The organism is Leifsonia shinshuensis (genome assembly GCF_031456835.1).
GTDB lineage: Bacteria > Actinomycetota > Actinomycetes > Actinomycetales > Microbacteriaceae > Leifsonia > Leifsonia shinshuensis_C.
The window spans coordinates 3,606,657-3,621,301 of sequence record NZ_JAVDVK010000001.1; the positions used below are offsets into that span (position 1 = coordinate 3,606,657).

Consider the following 14,645-nt stretch of genomic DNA (forward strand, 5'->3'; position numbering starts at 1 on the left):
GTGGCCAACGCAGAAGCGGTCATCGTCGACGTCGTCCGCACCCCGTCGGGCCGGGGGAAGCCGGACGGGGAGCTGTCCGACATCCACCCGGCCGACCTCCTCGCCGGCGTGCTGCTCGAACTGGTGGGGCGCACCGGGATCGACCCGGCCGTGATCGACGACGTGATCGGCGGATGCGTCACCCAGTCGGGCGAGCAGGCCGGCAACATCACGCGCACGGCCGTGCTCAGCGCGGGATTCCCCGAGAGCGTGCCGGCGGTGACGATCGACCGCCAGTGCGGGTCCAGCCAGCAGGCGGCCGCGTTCGCCGCGCAGGGCGTGATCTCCGGGGCCTACGACGTCGTCATCGCGTGCGGCGTGGAGTCGATGAGCCGGGCGCCGATGGGGTCCAACGTGCAGGGCGCCCGGCTCGGCGGCGAGCTGCTCGCCGGGCGGTATCCCGACGGGCTGGTGAACCAGGGCGTCGCGGCGGAGCTCATCGCCGACCGCTGGGGGTTCAGCCGCGCGCAGCTGGACGACTACGCGGCCGAGTCGCACGGCCGCGCCGCCTGGTCGGCGGCGAACGGCGCCTACGACGGAGAGCTGATCGCCGTGCCGACGCCCGACTCGGGCAGCGTCATCGCCGACGAGACCATCCGGCCCGGCACGACCCCGGAGAAGCTCGCGCAGCTGCAGCCGGTGTTCCGCACCGAGCGGCTGGCCCAGCGGTTTCCGCAGCTGGAGTGGCGGATCACAGCGGGCAACTCGTCGCCCCTCACCGACGGGGCGTCGGCCGCGCTGATCATGAGTGCGGACGCCGCGAAGCGGCTGGGCCTGCGCCCTCGCGCGCGCTTCCACTCGTTCGCGGTCGCGGGGAGCGACCCGTTGCTGATGCTGACCGGCATCCTGCCCGCGACGCGCAAGCTGCTCGACCGCAGTGGCGTCTCGCTCGACGAGATCGACGCGTACGAGGTGAACGAGGCGTTCGCGCCCATCCCGCTGCTGTGGCAGCAGGAGTTCGGCGCCGACGCGTCCAAGCTGAACCCGCGCGGCGGGGCCATCGCCCTCGGGCACGCGCTGGGTTCGTCCGGCACGCGCCTCCTCGCGACCCTGCTCAACGAAGTGGAGGCGCGGGGCGGCCGCTACGGCCTCCAGACCATGTGCGAGGGCGGCGGCACGGCGAACGCGACGCTGATCGAAGTGCTGCGCTGACCTGCGCCTTCTCGAAATGACCTTCCCGGACAACCGGGGATCCACGCGAAACGAAGGAGAACCATGCAGCTCGACGGATGCTCCGCCCTCGTCACCGGCGGGGCGAGCGGACTCGGCAACGCGACCGCCCACGCGCTCACCGAGGCGGGCGCCCACGTCGTCATCCTCGACCTCCCGCGGTCGGAGGGGGAGAAAGCAGCGATCGCCCTCGGACCGACAGCCCGGTTCGTCGCGGCGGACGTGACCGACGAGGAGCAGGTGCAGGCGGCGGTCGACACGGCCTCCGGGCTCGCGCCACTCCGGGTGGTCGTCAACTGCGCCGGCATCGCAACAGCGGAGAAGGTCATCGGCCGCGAGGGACTCATCCCGCTGGAGCACTTCGAGCGGGTGATCCGGGTCAACCTGGTGGGCACGTTCAACGTCGTCCGGCTCGCGGCGGCGGCCATCGCGCAGACCGAGCCCGTCGGCGAGGAACGCGGCGTCATCGTCAACACGGCGTCCGTCGCCGCATTCGACGGGCAGATCGGACAGCCCGCCTATTCGGCGTCCAAGGGCGGGGTGGCGGCCATGACGCTGCCGTTGGCGCGGGAGTTCGCGCGCAGCCTCATCCGCGTGATGACGATCGCGCCCGGCATCTTCGAGACGCCGATGATGGCGGGGCTGCCGCAGGCGGCGCAGGACTCGCTGGCCGCGCAGGTGCCGCATCCGTCGCGGCTCGGGCGGCCGGCGGAGTACGCGGCGCTGGTGCGCGCGATCGTCGAGAACCCCATGCTCAACGGCGAGACGATCCGCCTCGACGGCGCGATCCGCATGCAGCCCAAGTAGCCGCGACGGGCTGCGCCCACGCGACATTCGTGCCGAATGTGGCGAAACGACCGCGGGAGGCCCACATTCGTGCCGAATGTCGCCCCACGCCCCGCGGGACATTCGTGCCGAATGTCGCGAAAGGGGCGCGCGGAGGCGACATTCGTGCCGAATGTGCTGCGCGTCAGGCGCCGGAGTGCGCCTCCAGGAAGGCGTACACGTCCGAGTCGTCGACGCCCGGGAACGAACCAGAGGGCAGCGGCGACAGGATGTGCGCGTGCAGCCGCGCGCTCGGCCACGCCTTGCCCGCCCAGCGCCCGGAGAGGTCCGCCGGCGGGCGCTTGCAGCACGACTCGTCGGGGCAGCGCGACTCCGCCCGGTCCGTCGTCTCGCGGCCCCGGAACCACTTCGCCTCGTCGAACGGGACGCCGACGGTGATCGAGAAGCCGCCCTCGGCGGTGGTCCCGGTCTGGGTCGCGCACCAGTACGTCCCGGCGGGGGTGTCGGTGTACTGGTACAGCTCCGTGGTGCGGTTGGTGTGCGTGAAGGCGGTGCGCGCTCCCCACTTGCGGCACACGACCTGCCCCTCGATGGAGCCGGTCACATCCGTCGGCAGCGGAAGCCCGTCGTTCTCGTACCCCTTGTAGAGGGCGCCGTCGTCGCCGACCCGGAGGAAGTGCATCGTCATGTCCAGGTGACTCGTCGCCAGGTTCGTCAGCCGCAGCGCCGCCGCCTCGTGGGTCACACCGAAGGCGTCGCGGAAGTCCTCGACCGCGAGGTCCTTGTCCTTCTTCGCCTGCTGGAGGAAGCCGACGGCGGCCTCGCGCGGCATCAGGCAGCAGGCCGCGAAGTAGTTGATCTCCAGCCGCTGGCGGAGGAAGTCGGCGTAGGAGGCGGGGCGCGTGTGCCCGAGCAGCCGGTGCGCCATCGCCTGCAGGGCCATCGAGCGGAGGCCGTGGCCGCCGGGGATGGACGCCGGCGGCAGGTAGATCCGCCCGTTCTCGAGGTCGGTGATCGACCGCGCCGACCGGGGGAGGTCGTTCACGTAGATCAGCTCGAAGCCGAGCCGTTCCGCCATCACGCTGACCTCGCGGTGGGTGAGCGCCCCGCGCACGTGCCCGGATTCGCGCACCTGCTGCTCCGCGAGCTCCTCGATCTCGGGGATGTAGTTGTTCTCGCCGCGCATCCGCTCGCGCAGCTCGGTGTTGGCCCGGCGCGCCTCCTCCGGTGTGGCGATCGCCTCACTGGCGCGGCGGCTGAGCTCCCGATGCAGTCCGACCAGGGAGCGCAGCGTCTCCGTCGGCGTGCCCTTCGTCGGCTTCACCGCGGGCAGACCGAGAGACGCGTACAGCGGGCCGCGCTGCGCCCGGGCCAGTTCGATCTCGAGGGCTGCGCGCTCGTCCGGCGGCTCGGCCGAGAGCAGGTCGGCCGGCTGCACGCCGAGAGCGCTCGCCAGCGCGCTGAGCAGCGAGATGCGGGGCTCGCGTTTGCCGTTCTCGATCAGCGACAGCTGGCTCGGGGCGACCCCTGCCGCGGCCCCCAAGTCGTCGAGGGTCATGCCCCGGCGCGTGCGGAAGTGCCGGATGCGGTGGCCGAGCGTGGCGACGTCGATGTCGCCGGTGTCCACGGGAGTGCTCATGGCTTCACGTTAGCGAAAGAATCGCGATTCTTGAATCGAAATCTCTGGGTGCAAGCGGCCGAAGGTCGCGGATGCTGGATCTATCGCCGCTTCTTTCCACGAAAAGGACTCCGCCATGAGCATCGCCGAGCTGCCCCTGACCGACGCCGCCCCCTCCGGCGGGATCGCCGCCGTGCGCGCGTGGGTGGACGACATCGCCGCCCTCACGCAGCCCGCCGAGGTCGTCTGGTGCGACGGATCGCTGGGGGAGGCCGACCGCCTCACCAAGCAGCTCGTCGCCGAAGGCAAGCTCATCCGCCTGAACCCGGAGTGGCGCCCGAACAGCTTCCTCGCGCGCACAGACCCGGGTGACGTGGCCCGCGTCGAGGACCGCACGTTCATCTGCTCGGTCGACGAGTCCGACGCCGGACCGACCAACAACTGGCGGGAGCCCGAGAGCATGCGCGCCGAGCTGCGCGGCGTCTTCGCCGGCAGCATGCGCGGCCGCACGATGTACGTCGTGCCGTTCTCGATGGGCCCGGTCGGCGGTCCGCTCTCGCAGGTCGGCATCCAGCTCACGGATTCGGCGTACGTCGCGGTCAGCCTCGGGATGATGACCCGCGTCACCGAGACGGTGCTCGACCTGATCGACGCCGGGCAGCCGTGGGTGCCGACCGTGCACAGCGTCGGCTACCCGCTGATCGATGCGCACGGCGTCGCCCGCGACGACGTGCCGTGGCCGTGCGACACCACGAAGTACATCGTCCAGTTCCCCGAGACCCGCGAGATCTGGTCTTACGGCTCGGGATACGGCGGCAACGCCATCCTGGCCAAGAAGTGCTTCGCGCTGCGCATCGCGTCGGTGATGGCGCGCGACGAGGGCTGGCTGGCCGAGCACATGCTCATCATCAAGGTGACCTCGCCCGAGGGGCGCGCCTTCCACTTCGCGGCGGCGTTCCCCTCGGCATGCGGCAAGACGAACCTCGCGATGCTGCAGCCGAGCATCCCCGGCTGGACGGTCGAGACGATCGGCGACGACATTGCGTGGCTGCGACCGGGTCCGGACGGCCGCCTGCGGGCGATCAACCCGGAGGCGGGCTTCTTCGGGGTCGCGCCCGGGACCGGCGAGAGCACGAACCGCACCGCGGTCGACACCCTGTGGGGCAACACGATCTTCACCAACGTGGCACTGCGCGACGACGGAGACGTCTGGTGGGAGGGGCTGACCGACGAGCCCCCGGCGCACCTGATCGACTGGGAGGGGAAGGACTGGACGCCCGGGAGCGGTCGCCCGGCCGCGCATCCGAACTCCCGCTTCACCGTGAGCGCCGCGCAGTGCCCGTCAATCGCCGACGACTGGGACGCCTTCGACGGCGTGCCGATCGACGCGATCCTGTTCGGCGGACGCCGCGCGACCAACGTGCCGCTCGTGGCGCAGGCGCGCGACTGGCGGCACGGCGTGTTCCTCGGAGCGACGATCTCCTCGGAGCGGACGGCCGCCGCCGAGGGCACCGTCGGGGAGCTGCGGCGCGACCCGTTCGCGATGCTGCCGTTCTGCGGCTACAACATGGCCGACCACTGGGCGCACTGGCTCGAGGTGGGAGAGGCGCTGGGCGCGGACGCTCCCGAGGTCTTCCAGGTGAACTGGTTCCGTCGCGGTGACGACGGGCGCTTCCTGTGGCCCGGGTTCAGCGAGAATGCGCGCGTGATCGAGTGGATCGCGCGCCGGGTGGAGGGCACGGCGGGCAGCATCGAGACGCCCATCGGACGGCTGCCGCGGGTGGAGGACCTCGACCTCGACGGACTGGACCTCCCGGCGGAGGACGTGGAGGCGCTGTTCGAGGTCGACCGGTCCAGCTGGCTGGCCGAGTGCGACCTCACGGACGAGTTCTTCGACCGCTTCGGCACCCGCGTCCCCGCCGCCCTCCGCGCCGAGCTCGCGTCCCTCCGCTACCACCTCCGCGCCTGACCCGTCCCCCCGCGCCGGGACCCCACCGTCGAGCGCCCCTTCATCGAGTACACGAAAAGTGCACGCGAATCGCCCGATTCACGTGCACTTTTCGTGTACTCGAGGGAGGGGGGAGGGGGTCAGACGAGGAGCTGGTGCTTGGCGAGGTCGCGGTAGAGGGGGGTCGTCTCGACGAGTTCGGAGTGGGTGCCGGTGCCGATGACGCGGCCGTGGTCGAGCACCACGATCTGGTCCGAGTCGACGACGGTGGACAGGCGGTGCGCGATCACGAGGAGCGTCCTGTCCTCGGCGACCGCGTCGATCGCCTCCCGCATCAGCTGCTCGTTGCGCCCGTCGAGGCTCGACGTGGACTCGTCCAGCAGCAGCACCGGAGGCGCCGCGAGCAGCGCCCGGGCGATCGCGAGACGCTGACGCTCTCCGCCGGAGAGCATGATGCCGTCCTCGCCGACCTGCGCGCTGAGCCCGAGCTCGTTGCGCTCCAGCACCTCGGTGAGGTTGACGGCGTGCAGCACGTCGATGCACTGCTCGTCGGTCGCACCGGGAGCCGCCAGCGTCAGGTTGTCGCGCAGCGTTCCGGCCAGCACCGGCGCATCCTGCTCGACGTAGCCGATCTGCGAGCGAAGCGCGACGCGGTCGAGGGTGCGCACATCCATCCCGCCGAACCGCACCTCGCCGCCCTGCGGGTCGTAGAACCGCTCGACGAGGGCGAGGATGGTCGACTTGCCCGCCCCGGACGGCCCGACCAGCGCCGTGCGCTTGCCGCGCGGCACGCGGAAGCTGACCCCGTGCAGCACGCCGCCGTGCCGCGCCTGCGCCGCATCCGATCCCGCACCGGCGGCGGCCTCGGCCTCCGCGACGACGTCCGCGCCGGTCAGCGCCTCGAACGCCAGACGCTCGGGGGACGGTTCGGCGTCCACCCGGCCGGCGCCAGCCCGCCCAGCGGGAGCGGGGGCGGAGTCCGCGGCCCCGTCCTCTCCCGCACCCTCCGGGTACGCGAACCGCACGTCCACGAACTCGATCGCCGGCGCTTCGGGGGCGAGCCCCTCGTTGGCCGCTCCGACCGTCATGGCGAGCGGGGCGATGTCGCGGTCGTGCTGGTCCTCGGCGGGCAGGTCGAGGATCTCCTGGATGCGCCCCAGCGCACCGAGCGCCGAGTTCACGGCGGCGATGGCGCCGAAGGCCTGCCCGAGCGGCAGGATCATCATGAACAGGAACAGGATGAACGCCACCAGGTTCGCGATCGTGATCGCGCCGCTGGCCACCCGGAAGCCGCCGACGCCCAGCACGACGAGGAACGACACCTGCATCGCGATCCCCGCCACCGGCACGACGAGGGCGGAGATCTTCGCGACCTGGATGCCCATCCGCCACGCTCCCGTGGCGTCCTCGTCCACCGCCGCGATCTCGCGCTCTGTGGCGTTCGCCGCCCGGATGGTCCGCACCGAGCTGATCGCCCGCTCGACGGCGGCGGCGAGATCGCCGACCTTGTTCTGCGCCTTCTGGCTCGCGACGCGGATGCGCCCGGAGAGCAGCACGACGGTCACGACCGAGATCGCGACGACGAGCACGGTGAGCCCGAGGAGCACGGGATCGATGATGAGCATCGCGATGAGCGCGCCGATGAACGTCAGGGCGCCGCCGATGGCCTCCACGAGTCCCTGGGTCAGCACGGCGCGCAGCAGCGTGGTGTCGGAGCCGACCCGCGAGACGAGGTCGCCGGTGCGCCGGGTGTCGAACTCGCTGATCGGCAGGCGCAGCATCCGTCCGACCAGCTTGCGCCGCGACGAGAGCACCACGCCTTCGCCCGTCCGCTGCAGCAGGTAGTGCTGGTAGCCGGAGATGAGGGCGGACACCACGACCAGGGCGACGAGGCCCCAGACGAGGCCGTTCAGCGGCTGCTGCTTGCCGACGAGGTCGATCACCTGGCTGACGAGCAGCGGCTGGGCGAGGCTTGCGGCTGCGCCCAGGATGCTGAGCACGACGACGACGGACAGCACCCGCTTGTGCTCGAGCAGGTACGGCAGCAGCTGGGAGAACCTCGCGCGGGGCCCGGCGTCGTCGGCGGGACGGCCGAAGCCGCGTCGGCGGCGCGGGGAGGCGGTGGAGGTGGTCGACATGACGGTGGCTCCGTTCGGGGGAGGAAGGGGCGTCGGAGGCGGCGGTGCCGTCAGCTCCGACCGTACTTCTTGTGAACTGCCTGTTTGCTGACACCGAGCGCCAGGGCGATCAGCTGGCAGGTCGCGTTGACAGCATCCCACCCCCAAATGTCCGTGGTCGCGGCTACAGTGCAGAACTATGCCGCCCGTCATCGCCGCCCGCGACCTGGTCAAGAAGTACAAGGACTTCCCCGCCGTCGACGGCATCAGCTTCGAGGTCGAGCCGGGGGAGTCGTTCGGACTGCTCGGGCCCAACGGCGCGGGCAAATCCACGACGATGCGGATGATCGGCGCCGTCTCCACCCGCTCGGCGGGCGACCTCAGCATCCTGGGCCTCGACCCCGACCGGTACGGACCCGAGATCCGCTCGCAGCTGGGCGTGGTGCCGCAGGCCGACAACCTCGACACCGAGCTGCGCGTGCGCGACAACCTCATCGTCTACGGCCGCTACTTCGGGCTGCCGTCGGCACGAGTGCGTGCGCGGGCGGACGAGCTGCTCGCCTTCGCCCAGCTCGAGGACAAGGCGAAGGCGAAGGTCGACGACCTCTCCGGCGGCATGAAGCGGCGGCTCACGATCGCGCGGGCGCTGATCAACGACCCGCGCATCCTGCTGCTCGACGAGCCCACGACCGGTCTCGACCCGCAGGCGCGCCACATCCTCTGGGACCGCCTCTTCCGGCTCAAGGAGCAGGGCACGACGCTGGTCCTGACGACGCACTACATGGATGAGGCGGAGCAGTTGTGCGACCGGCTGGTCGTCGTCGACAAGGGCGCCATCATGGCGGAGGGGTCGCCGGCCGCGCTGATCCGCGAGTACTCGACGCGCGAGGTGCTCGAGGTGCGGTTCGGGTCGGAGCGCAACGCCGAGGTGGCCGAGGGGCTCCACGGCATAGGCGATCGCATCGAGGTGCTGCCCGACCGCATCCTCGTCTACAGCGACGACGGCGAGGCCGAGCTGGTCCGGATCGCCGAGCGCGGACTGCACCCCCTCACCAGCCTGGTGCGGCGATCGAGCCTCGAGGATGTCTTCCTGCGGCTGACCGGACGGAGCCTGATCGAATGAGGCCCATCGGATGAGCGCGATCGTCGGGCCCGCGGGGCCGGCCGGCGCCTCGGGCGCCGGCGACGAGCACGGGCCGGGCGCGGATGCGCGCGCGGCGCTCGCGGCCGCGGGTCGGCCGCGGCGCTTCGGAGCCTGGTACGTCGCCGAGCACCGCTTCCGCGTCATGCGGTCGTACCTGCAGACGCTGCTGGTCACCGGCTTCGGCAACCCGCTGCTGTACCTGCTCGCGATGGGCCTCGGCCTCGGCAGCCTGGTCAGCGCCAACCTCGGGCCGAACGCCGTCGACGGGGTCAGCTACCTGGCCTTCGTCGCCCCCGCCCTGCTCTGCACGGCCGCGGTGACCGTCGCGAGCGAGGAGTTCACGTACCCGATCATGCTCGGGTTCAAGTGGAACCCGACCTTCTTCGGCATCAACGCGTCGCCCATCGCACCCGGGCAGATCATCGACGGGATCATCATCTCGGTCGTCGCCCGGCTGCTGGGCACCTGCACGGTGTACTTCGTCTTCACCGTGCTGTTCGGGGCGGTGCCGAGCCCGTGGGGGTGGGTCAGCATCCTGATCGGCACCCTCGGCGGGCTCGCGTTCGGGGCGCCGATCATGGCGTACGTGGCCACGCTCGAGCAGGACACCGGGCAGATCGCGATGCTGATGCGCTTCGTGCTGCTGCCGATGTCGCTGTTCTCCGGCACGTTTTTCCCGCTGGCGAACATGCCCGTCTACCTGCAGTGGATCGGGTGGATCTCGCCGCTCTGGCATTCGACGGAACTGTCGCGCGTGTTCACCTACGGCATGAGCGAGCCGCTCTGGCTGTCGGTGGTGCACGTCCTCTACCTGCTCGTTCTCTTCGTGGTGTTCTGGCGGTGGGGCCGGCGCATCGCCGCCCGGAGGCTGAACAAGTGACCGCCACCGACCAGCGCACCGCCGCATCCGCTCCGCGGCAGCGGCCGATGCGCGCGCTCTATGCGGGCAACGCGCGCTCGGTGATGCAGCGCGGCTGGTCGGCGACGCGCAGCACCAACTGGCTGGTGATCGTGTCCGGCTTCTTCGAGCCGATCTTCTACCTGCTCTCGCTCGGCATCGGCTTCGGCGGGCTGGTGGGGGACATCACCACGTCGTCGGGCCAGACCGTGCCGTACGCGGCGTTTATCGCTCCCGCGCTGCTTGCGACCGCGGCGATGAACGGCGCCGTCTACGACTCGACGTGGAACGTGTTCTTCAAGATGCACTTCGCCAAGCTGTACGAGGGGATGCTGGCCACCTCGCTCGGGCCGCTCGACGTCGCGCTGGGCGAGATCCTGCTGGCGCTGCTGCGCGGTGCGCTCTACGCGCTCGGCTTCATGCTGGTGATGCAGGCGCTCGGGCTCAACCTGTCGTGGTGGGCGCTCCTCGCGCTGCCGGCCGTGCTGCTCATCGCCTTCGGCTTCGCCAGCTTCGGGATGGGTGTCACCAGTTACATGAAGACGTTCCAGCAGATGGACTGGATCAACTTCATCCTGCTGCCCATGTTCCTGCTCTCGGCGACGTTCTACCCGATCACCGTCTATCCCGAACCGGTGCAGGTGATCATCAAGGCGCTGCCCCTGTGGCACGGCGTCGAACTCGTGCGCGGCCTGACGACGGGACAGGTGGATCCCGGGATGCTCTGGCACGTGCTGTACTTCGCCGTGATGGTGGTGCTGGGGCTCGTCCTCACCACCCGCCGGCTCCGCGCGCTCTTCCTCGACTGAGCTCCTCCGACATGCGAAAGGGCCGCCGAGTAGTGAGTCGTTGCGCGAATCCCGTGGGGATTGCGACGACATGTCACCACTCGACGGCCCGAGAGCGTCGCCCGAGAGGGCGACGCGTCAGCTCACGTTGTCGGTGAAGTCGACGTCGCGGGTCTCCTTCGACAGCAGCAGCGCGATGAGCGTCAGCACTCCGGCCAGCGACAGGTAGACGCCGACCCAGACGGTGCTGCCGTGGGCGCTGGTCCACAGCCACACAGCGATCGTCGGCGCGACGGCCGCGCCCAGCACGCTGGACAGGTTGTAGGAGATCGCCGAGCCGGTGTAGCGGACGTTGGTCGGGAACAGCTCCGGCAGCTCGGCGCCCATCGGGCCGAACGTGAGGCCCATCAGGGTGAACCCGATGATGAGCAGCGCCATGGTCCCGACGGTTCCGCCGGCGAACAGCGGCACGAACAGCAGACCGAAGACGATGATGCCGATCGTGACCGAGATGAGCGTCTTGCGCCGCCCGAAGCGCTCCGCCAGCGGACCGGCGACGAGGGTGAAGACACCGAAGAACACGACGCCGACGATGAGCATCACCAGGAAGTCGTTGCGGCTGTAGCCGAGGCCGGGCACGAAGGTTGCGGCCGAGAACGTCTTGCCGGCCTTCTCGGCGGCGGCCTGCGCCTGCTCCGGGGTGGCCGCGGTGGTTCCGTAGGTCAGGGTGAACGCGGTCATCAGGTAGAACAGCACGTAGGTCGCGAGCATGATGAACGTGCCCAGCACGATCTGCCACCAGCTGGTGCGGAAGACGCGGGCCAGCGGCAGCTTCGCGACCTCGCCGGTGTCGACCACCTTCTGGAAGGCGGGAGTCTCGACCAGCTTGAGCCGCACGTACAGCCCGACGATCACGAGCACGGCGCTCAGCAGGAACGGGATGCGCCAGCCCCACGCCGCGAAGGCTTCGGGCGAGATCGTCAGGCTCAGGATGAGGAACAGCACGTTGGCGACGATGAAGCCGATCGGGGCGCCGAGCTGCGGGAACGTCCCGTAGATGGCGCGCTTGCCCGCGGGCGCGTTCTCGGTGGCGAGGAGGGCTGCGCCGCTCCACTCGCCGCCGAGGCCGAGGCCCTGGCAGAAGCGCATCACCACGAGCAGGAAGGGCGCCCAGAACTCCCACCCGGGCACCTGAGCGGTGGGCAGGCAGCCGATGAGCACCGTGGCGATGCCCATGGTGAGCAGCGAGCCGACGAGCGTGCCCTTGCGGCCGATGCGGTCGCCGAAGTGGCCGAACAGGATGGAGCCGACCGGCCGCGCGATGAAGGCGACGCCGAAGACGGCGAACGACGAGAGCAGCGCGGTCGTCGGGTCCTCACTAGTGAAGAACAGCGAGGGGAAGACCAGCACGGCCGCGGTCGCATAGACGTAGAAGTCGTAGAACTCGATGGACGTGCCGATGAGGCTGGCGAGGATGACCCTGCCGCGGGTGTTCGCGGTCGCGGGGGTGGTGGTGACGGGGGCCGTCGTAGACATGCGTGTGAAGGGCTTCCGGAGTGCGAGGGACGCCCGCGGTTCGTGCGCGGCGTCGGTCGGGCGGAGAGCGCGCGGGGGCGGGGAGGACGGAAAGCGCTTGTGGCGCACCTTCTACCCTATGCGTGGTCGGGGAGTCCGCCGAATCGGGGCCGCTCGGTACGCTGAGGGCATGGAAACGCTCTTCGCCGTCCTGCACGTGGTCACCGCCGTCTTCATCGTCGGGCCGATGGCCATCCTCCCGATGACGGCCATGCGCGCCGTCCGCGCCGGCGACGCCCGGCAGGTGGAGACGCTCGCGAAGTCGACGAATCTGCTGTCGCTGCTCTCGCTGCTGGTCGTCCTGTTCGGCTTCGGCGTGATGGGGCTGGCCGACAAGAAGTACGACCTGAGCGTCACGACGCCGTGGATCCTGTGGTCGATCATCCTCTACGTCGTCGCCCTCGGGCTGACGCTGTTCGTCGTGGTGCCCGCGATGCGTCGAGCGGGGGAGTCGCTGCGCGACGGCACCGCCTCCCGCTACCCGCAGATCGCCGCCGGGTCGGGTGTCGTCAGCCTGCTGCTCGTGGCGGTCGTCGTCCTCATGGTCTGGAAGCCGTAGCTTCTCGCTGCGCGAGGCTTGTGCTCCGCGCTCATTCGTCTTATCGTTGTATTCAACAGATTGGTTGATAAACCGAGAGGTTGACGATGCGGGATGAGGAAGCGCTCGACCGGGCGTTCGCGGCCCTGGCCGACCCCGTCCGCCGGGCGATCATCGCCCGGCTGAGCCGAGGGCCGGCGACCGTGAACGAGCTCGCCGAGCCGTTCGCCATCTCGCTTCAGGCGGTCTCCAAGCACATCAGCGTGCTCGAGACGGCCGGCCTCGTCTGGCGCAGCCGAGAGGCTCAGCGCCGGCCGGTCCACCTGGAGGCCGCCGCTCTCGAGCGGCTCACCTCGTGGATCGACCGCTACCGGCTCGAGGCGGAGGCGCAGTTCCGCCGGCTCGACGCCGTCCTCGAAGAAAGCAAGCACTCCGTGAAGGAGAAGGAATCATGAGCAACCCCGTCACCATCGAGGCGGTCGAGGGCACGTCCTACGCCGACCTCACCCGCGAGTTCGATGCCCCCGTCGAGGCCGTATTCCAGGCCTACGCCGATCCCGAGCTGTTCGCGCAGTGGATCGGCCCGCGCCGCCTGCGCAACGTCATCACCGAGTGGGATTTCCGCACCGGTGGCGTGTGGGCCTACGAGTCGCACGACAGCGACGGCTCGGTCTACGCGTTCCGGGGCACGTTCCACACCGTCGAAGAGGATGCGCAGATCATCCAGACCTTCGAGTACCTCGGCGCGCCGGGCGAGGTGAGCCTGGAGCGGATGCGCTTCGAGGCACTCCCCGGCGGCCGCACCCGCCTGTCCGGGCGCTCGGTCATGACCTCCCGCGAGGCTCTGGAGCAGATGATCCAGAGCGGGATGGAGACCGGTATGCGCGAGGGATACGAGAAGCTCGACGAGCTGCTGCTCCGCCCGGGCCGGGCGTAACGCCGTGGGCACGACGTACCTCCATGCGGTGGCGTCGCTCGACGGCTTCATCGCCGACGAGCACGACGACGTCGGGCCGCTGCACGACTGGTACTTCGGCGGCGACCATCCCTTGGACGTCGAGGACCATCCCGAGGTGCACAGCGGGCCGTTCCGCGTCTCGGCCGCGTCGGTCGACTACGTGAGCGGGATGTGGTCGCGGCAGAGCGCGCTCGTCATCGGGCGCCGGCTGTTCGATCTCACCGACGGCTGGCAGGGCCACCCGCCGGCGAGCGACCACGTGGTGGTCGTCTCGCATCGCCCCAAGCCCGACGGCTGGCACCCGGAGGCGTCCTACCACTTCGTCGACTCGGTGGAGGGCGCCGTCGCACTCGCGCAGCAGCTCGCCGGCGACGGCGAGGTCGGCGTCACGGCCGGCGACATCGGCGGGCAGGCGCTCGCGCTCGGACTCATCGACTACGTCGCGATGGATGTCGTGCCCGCCGTGTTCGGCCGCGGCAGGCGGTACTTCGGGTCGTTCACGGGCGCACCGCTCGTGCTCGACGACCCGGACGTCGTGATCCCGGGGGAGCGCGTGCTGCACCTGCGCTACCCGGTGCGCCGCGGACCCGCGGCGCTCAGCACCGATCAGGAGGCATGATGTCCGAGAACCCGACCCCGCCCGTCCCCGCCGGGGCGATGATGCTCGAACTGGTGATGCTACCGGTGTCCGACATCGACCGGTCCATCGGCTTCTACCGCGACCAGGCCGGCTTCACGCTGGATGTGGATGTGCGGCCCGCCGACGGCGTGCGCGTCGTGCAGCTGACCCCGCCCGGGTCGTACTGCTCGATCACGATGACTGCCGGCATCGGTCAGGCGCCGTCGGAGCCGGGGTCCGTGCGGGGTCTGCACCTCGTGGTCGCCGACATCGAGGCGGCCCGCGCCGCTCTCGTCGAGCGCGGCATCGACGTGTCGCCCGTCCAGGACATGGGCGGCGTGTTCTACGCGTGGTTCGCCGACCCCGACGGGAACACCTGGGCGCTGCAGCACATGCCCTGGAGGGCATAGACGACGGCGGTCCGGTCGCCGAAGCGACCGGACCGCC

General features: G+C 70.4%; 14 protein-coding genes. 11 read left to right on the forward strand and 3 right to left on the reverse strand.

Annotation, left to right across the window (positions count from 1 at the left end):
- Both J2W45_RS17605 and J2W45_RS17610 read left to right on the forward strand, forming a co-directional pair.
- On the forward strand, window positions 1-1,191 hold the full coding sequence (locus J2W45_RS17605) for a thiolase family protein (protein WP_310134490.1): 1,191 nt from the start codon (window positions 1-3) through the stop codon (window positions 1,189-1,191).
- Window positions 1,192-1,254: 63 nt separating this feature from the next.
- Entirely contained in the window at window positions 1,255-2,016 is a 762-nt protein-coding gene (locus tag J2W45_RS17610) for a 3-hydroxyacyl-CoA dehydrogenase (protein ID WP_310134493.1), read from the forward strand.
- A gap of 163 nt (window positions 2,017-2,179) precedes the next feature.
- Here J2W45_RS17610 and J2W45_RS17615 read toward each other — a convergent pair whose 3' ends face one another.
- Window positions 2,180-3,634 carry a helix-turn-helix domain-containing protein gene (locus J2W45_RS17615; RefSeq protein WP_310134495.1) on the reverse strand — a complete coding sequence of 485 codons (1,455 nt, stop codon included), beginning with the start codon at window positions 3,632-3,634 and terminating at the stop codon, window positions 2,180-2,182.
- A 115-nt stretch (window positions 3,635-3,749) separates the two neighbouring features.
- Between J2W45_RS17615 and J2W45_RS17620 the strand changes: the two genes are divergently transcribed.
- Window positions 3,750-5,582 (forward strand): phosphoenolpyruvate carboxykinase (GTP), encoded by a 1,833-nt coding sequence (locus tag J2W45_RS17620; RefSeq protein ID WP_310134497.1) that lies wholly within the window; start codon window positions 3,750-3,752, stop codon window positions 5,580-5,582.
- Between the two features lie 119 nt (window positions 5,583-5,701).
- Here the strand turns inward: J2W45_RS17620 and J2W45_RS17625 are convergent, their stop codons facing one another.
- A complete protein-coding gene (locus J2W45_RS17625; protein WP_310134501.1) occupies window positions 5,702-7,699 on the reverse strand; it encodes an ABC transporter ATP-binding protein in 1,998 nt (665 codons plus the stop codon).
- Between the two features lie 178 nt (window positions 7,700-7,877).
- Here J2W45_RS17625 and J2W45_RS17630 point away from each other — a divergent pair, with 178 nt between their 5' ends.
- Genes J2W45_RS17630 through J2W45_RS17640 form a run of 3 tightly spaced genes read left to right on the forward strand, consistent with a single transcriptional unit; the run spans window position 7,878 to window position 10,529 of the window.
- The gene (locus J2W45_RS17630; RefSeq protein ID WP_310134504.1) at window positions 7,878-8,801 is read left to right on the forward strand and encodes an ABC transporter ATP-binding protein; all 924 of its coding nucleotides are present in this window, start codon (window positions 7,878-7,880) and stop codon (window positions 8,799-8,801) included.
- Window positions 8,802-8,811: 10 nt separating this feature from the next.
- Complete coding sequence (locus J2W45_RS17635) at window positions 8,812-9,702, forward strand: ABC transporter permease (protein WP_310134507.1); 891 nt, start codon at window positions 8,812-8,814, stop codon at window positions 9,700-9,702.
- 47 nt (window positions 9,703-9,749) lie between these two features.
- A complete protein-coding gene (locus tag J2W45_RS17640; protein ID WP_310135081.1) occupies window positions 9,750-10,529 on the forward strand; it encodes an ABC transporter permease in 780 nt (259 codons plus the stop codon).
- A gap of 117 nt (window positions 10,530-10,646) precedes the next feature.
- Here J2W45_RS17640 and J2W45_RS17645 read toward each other — a convergent pair whose 3' ends face one another.
- Entirely contained in the window at window positions 10,647-12,044 is a 1,398-nt protein-coding gene (locus J2W45_RS17645) for an MFS transporter (protein WP_310134509.1), read from the reverse strand.
- A 169-nt stretch (window positions 12,045-12,213) separates the two neighbouring features.
- Here J2W45_RS17645 and J2W45_RS17650 point away from each other — a divergent pair, with 169 nt between their 5' ends.
- The 5 genes from J2W45_RS17650 (at window position 12,214) to J2W45_RS17670 (ending at window position 14,608) form a co-directional block, all read left to right on the forward strand.
- On the forward strand, window positions 12,214-12,642 hold the full coding sequence (locus J2W45_RS17650; RefSeq protein ID WP_310134511.1) for a DUF2269 family protein: 429 nt from the start codon (window positions 12,214-12,216) through the stop codon (window positions 12,640-12,642).
- 86 nt (window positions 12,643-12,728) lie between these two features.
- On the forward strand, window positions 12,729-13,076 hold the full coding sequence (locus J2W45_RS17655) for an ArsR/SmtB family transcription factor (RefSeq protein ID WP_310134514.1): 348 nt from the start codon (window positions 12,729-12,731) through the stop codon (window positions 13,074-13,076).
- Window positions 13,073-13,558, forward strand: coding sequence for an SRPBCC family protein (locus J2W45_RS17660; protein ID WP_310134517.1), 486 nt, complete (start codon window positions 13,073-13,075; stop codon window positions 13,556-13,558). The genes J2W45_RS17655 and J2W45_RS17660 overlap by 4 nt, the downstream gene beginning before the upstream one ends.
- Window positions 13,559-13,562: 4 nt before the next feature.
- Window positions 13,563-14,198, forward strand: coding sequence for a dihydrofolate reductase family protein (locus tag J2W45_RS17665; RefSeq protein ID WP_310134519.1), 636 nt, complete (start codon window positions 13,563-13,565; stop codon window positions 14,196-14,198).
- The gene (locus J2W45_RS17670; RefSeq protein WP_310134521.1) at window positions 14,198-14,608 is read left to right on the forward strand and encodes a VOC family protein; all 411 of its coding nucleotides are present in this window, start codon (window positions 14,198-14,200) and stop codon (window positions 14,606-14,608) included. Before J2W45_RS17665 ends, J2W45_RS17670 begins: the two co-directional genes overlap by 1 nt.
- The last annotated feature ends 37 nt before the right edge of the window (window positions 14,609-14,645 follow it).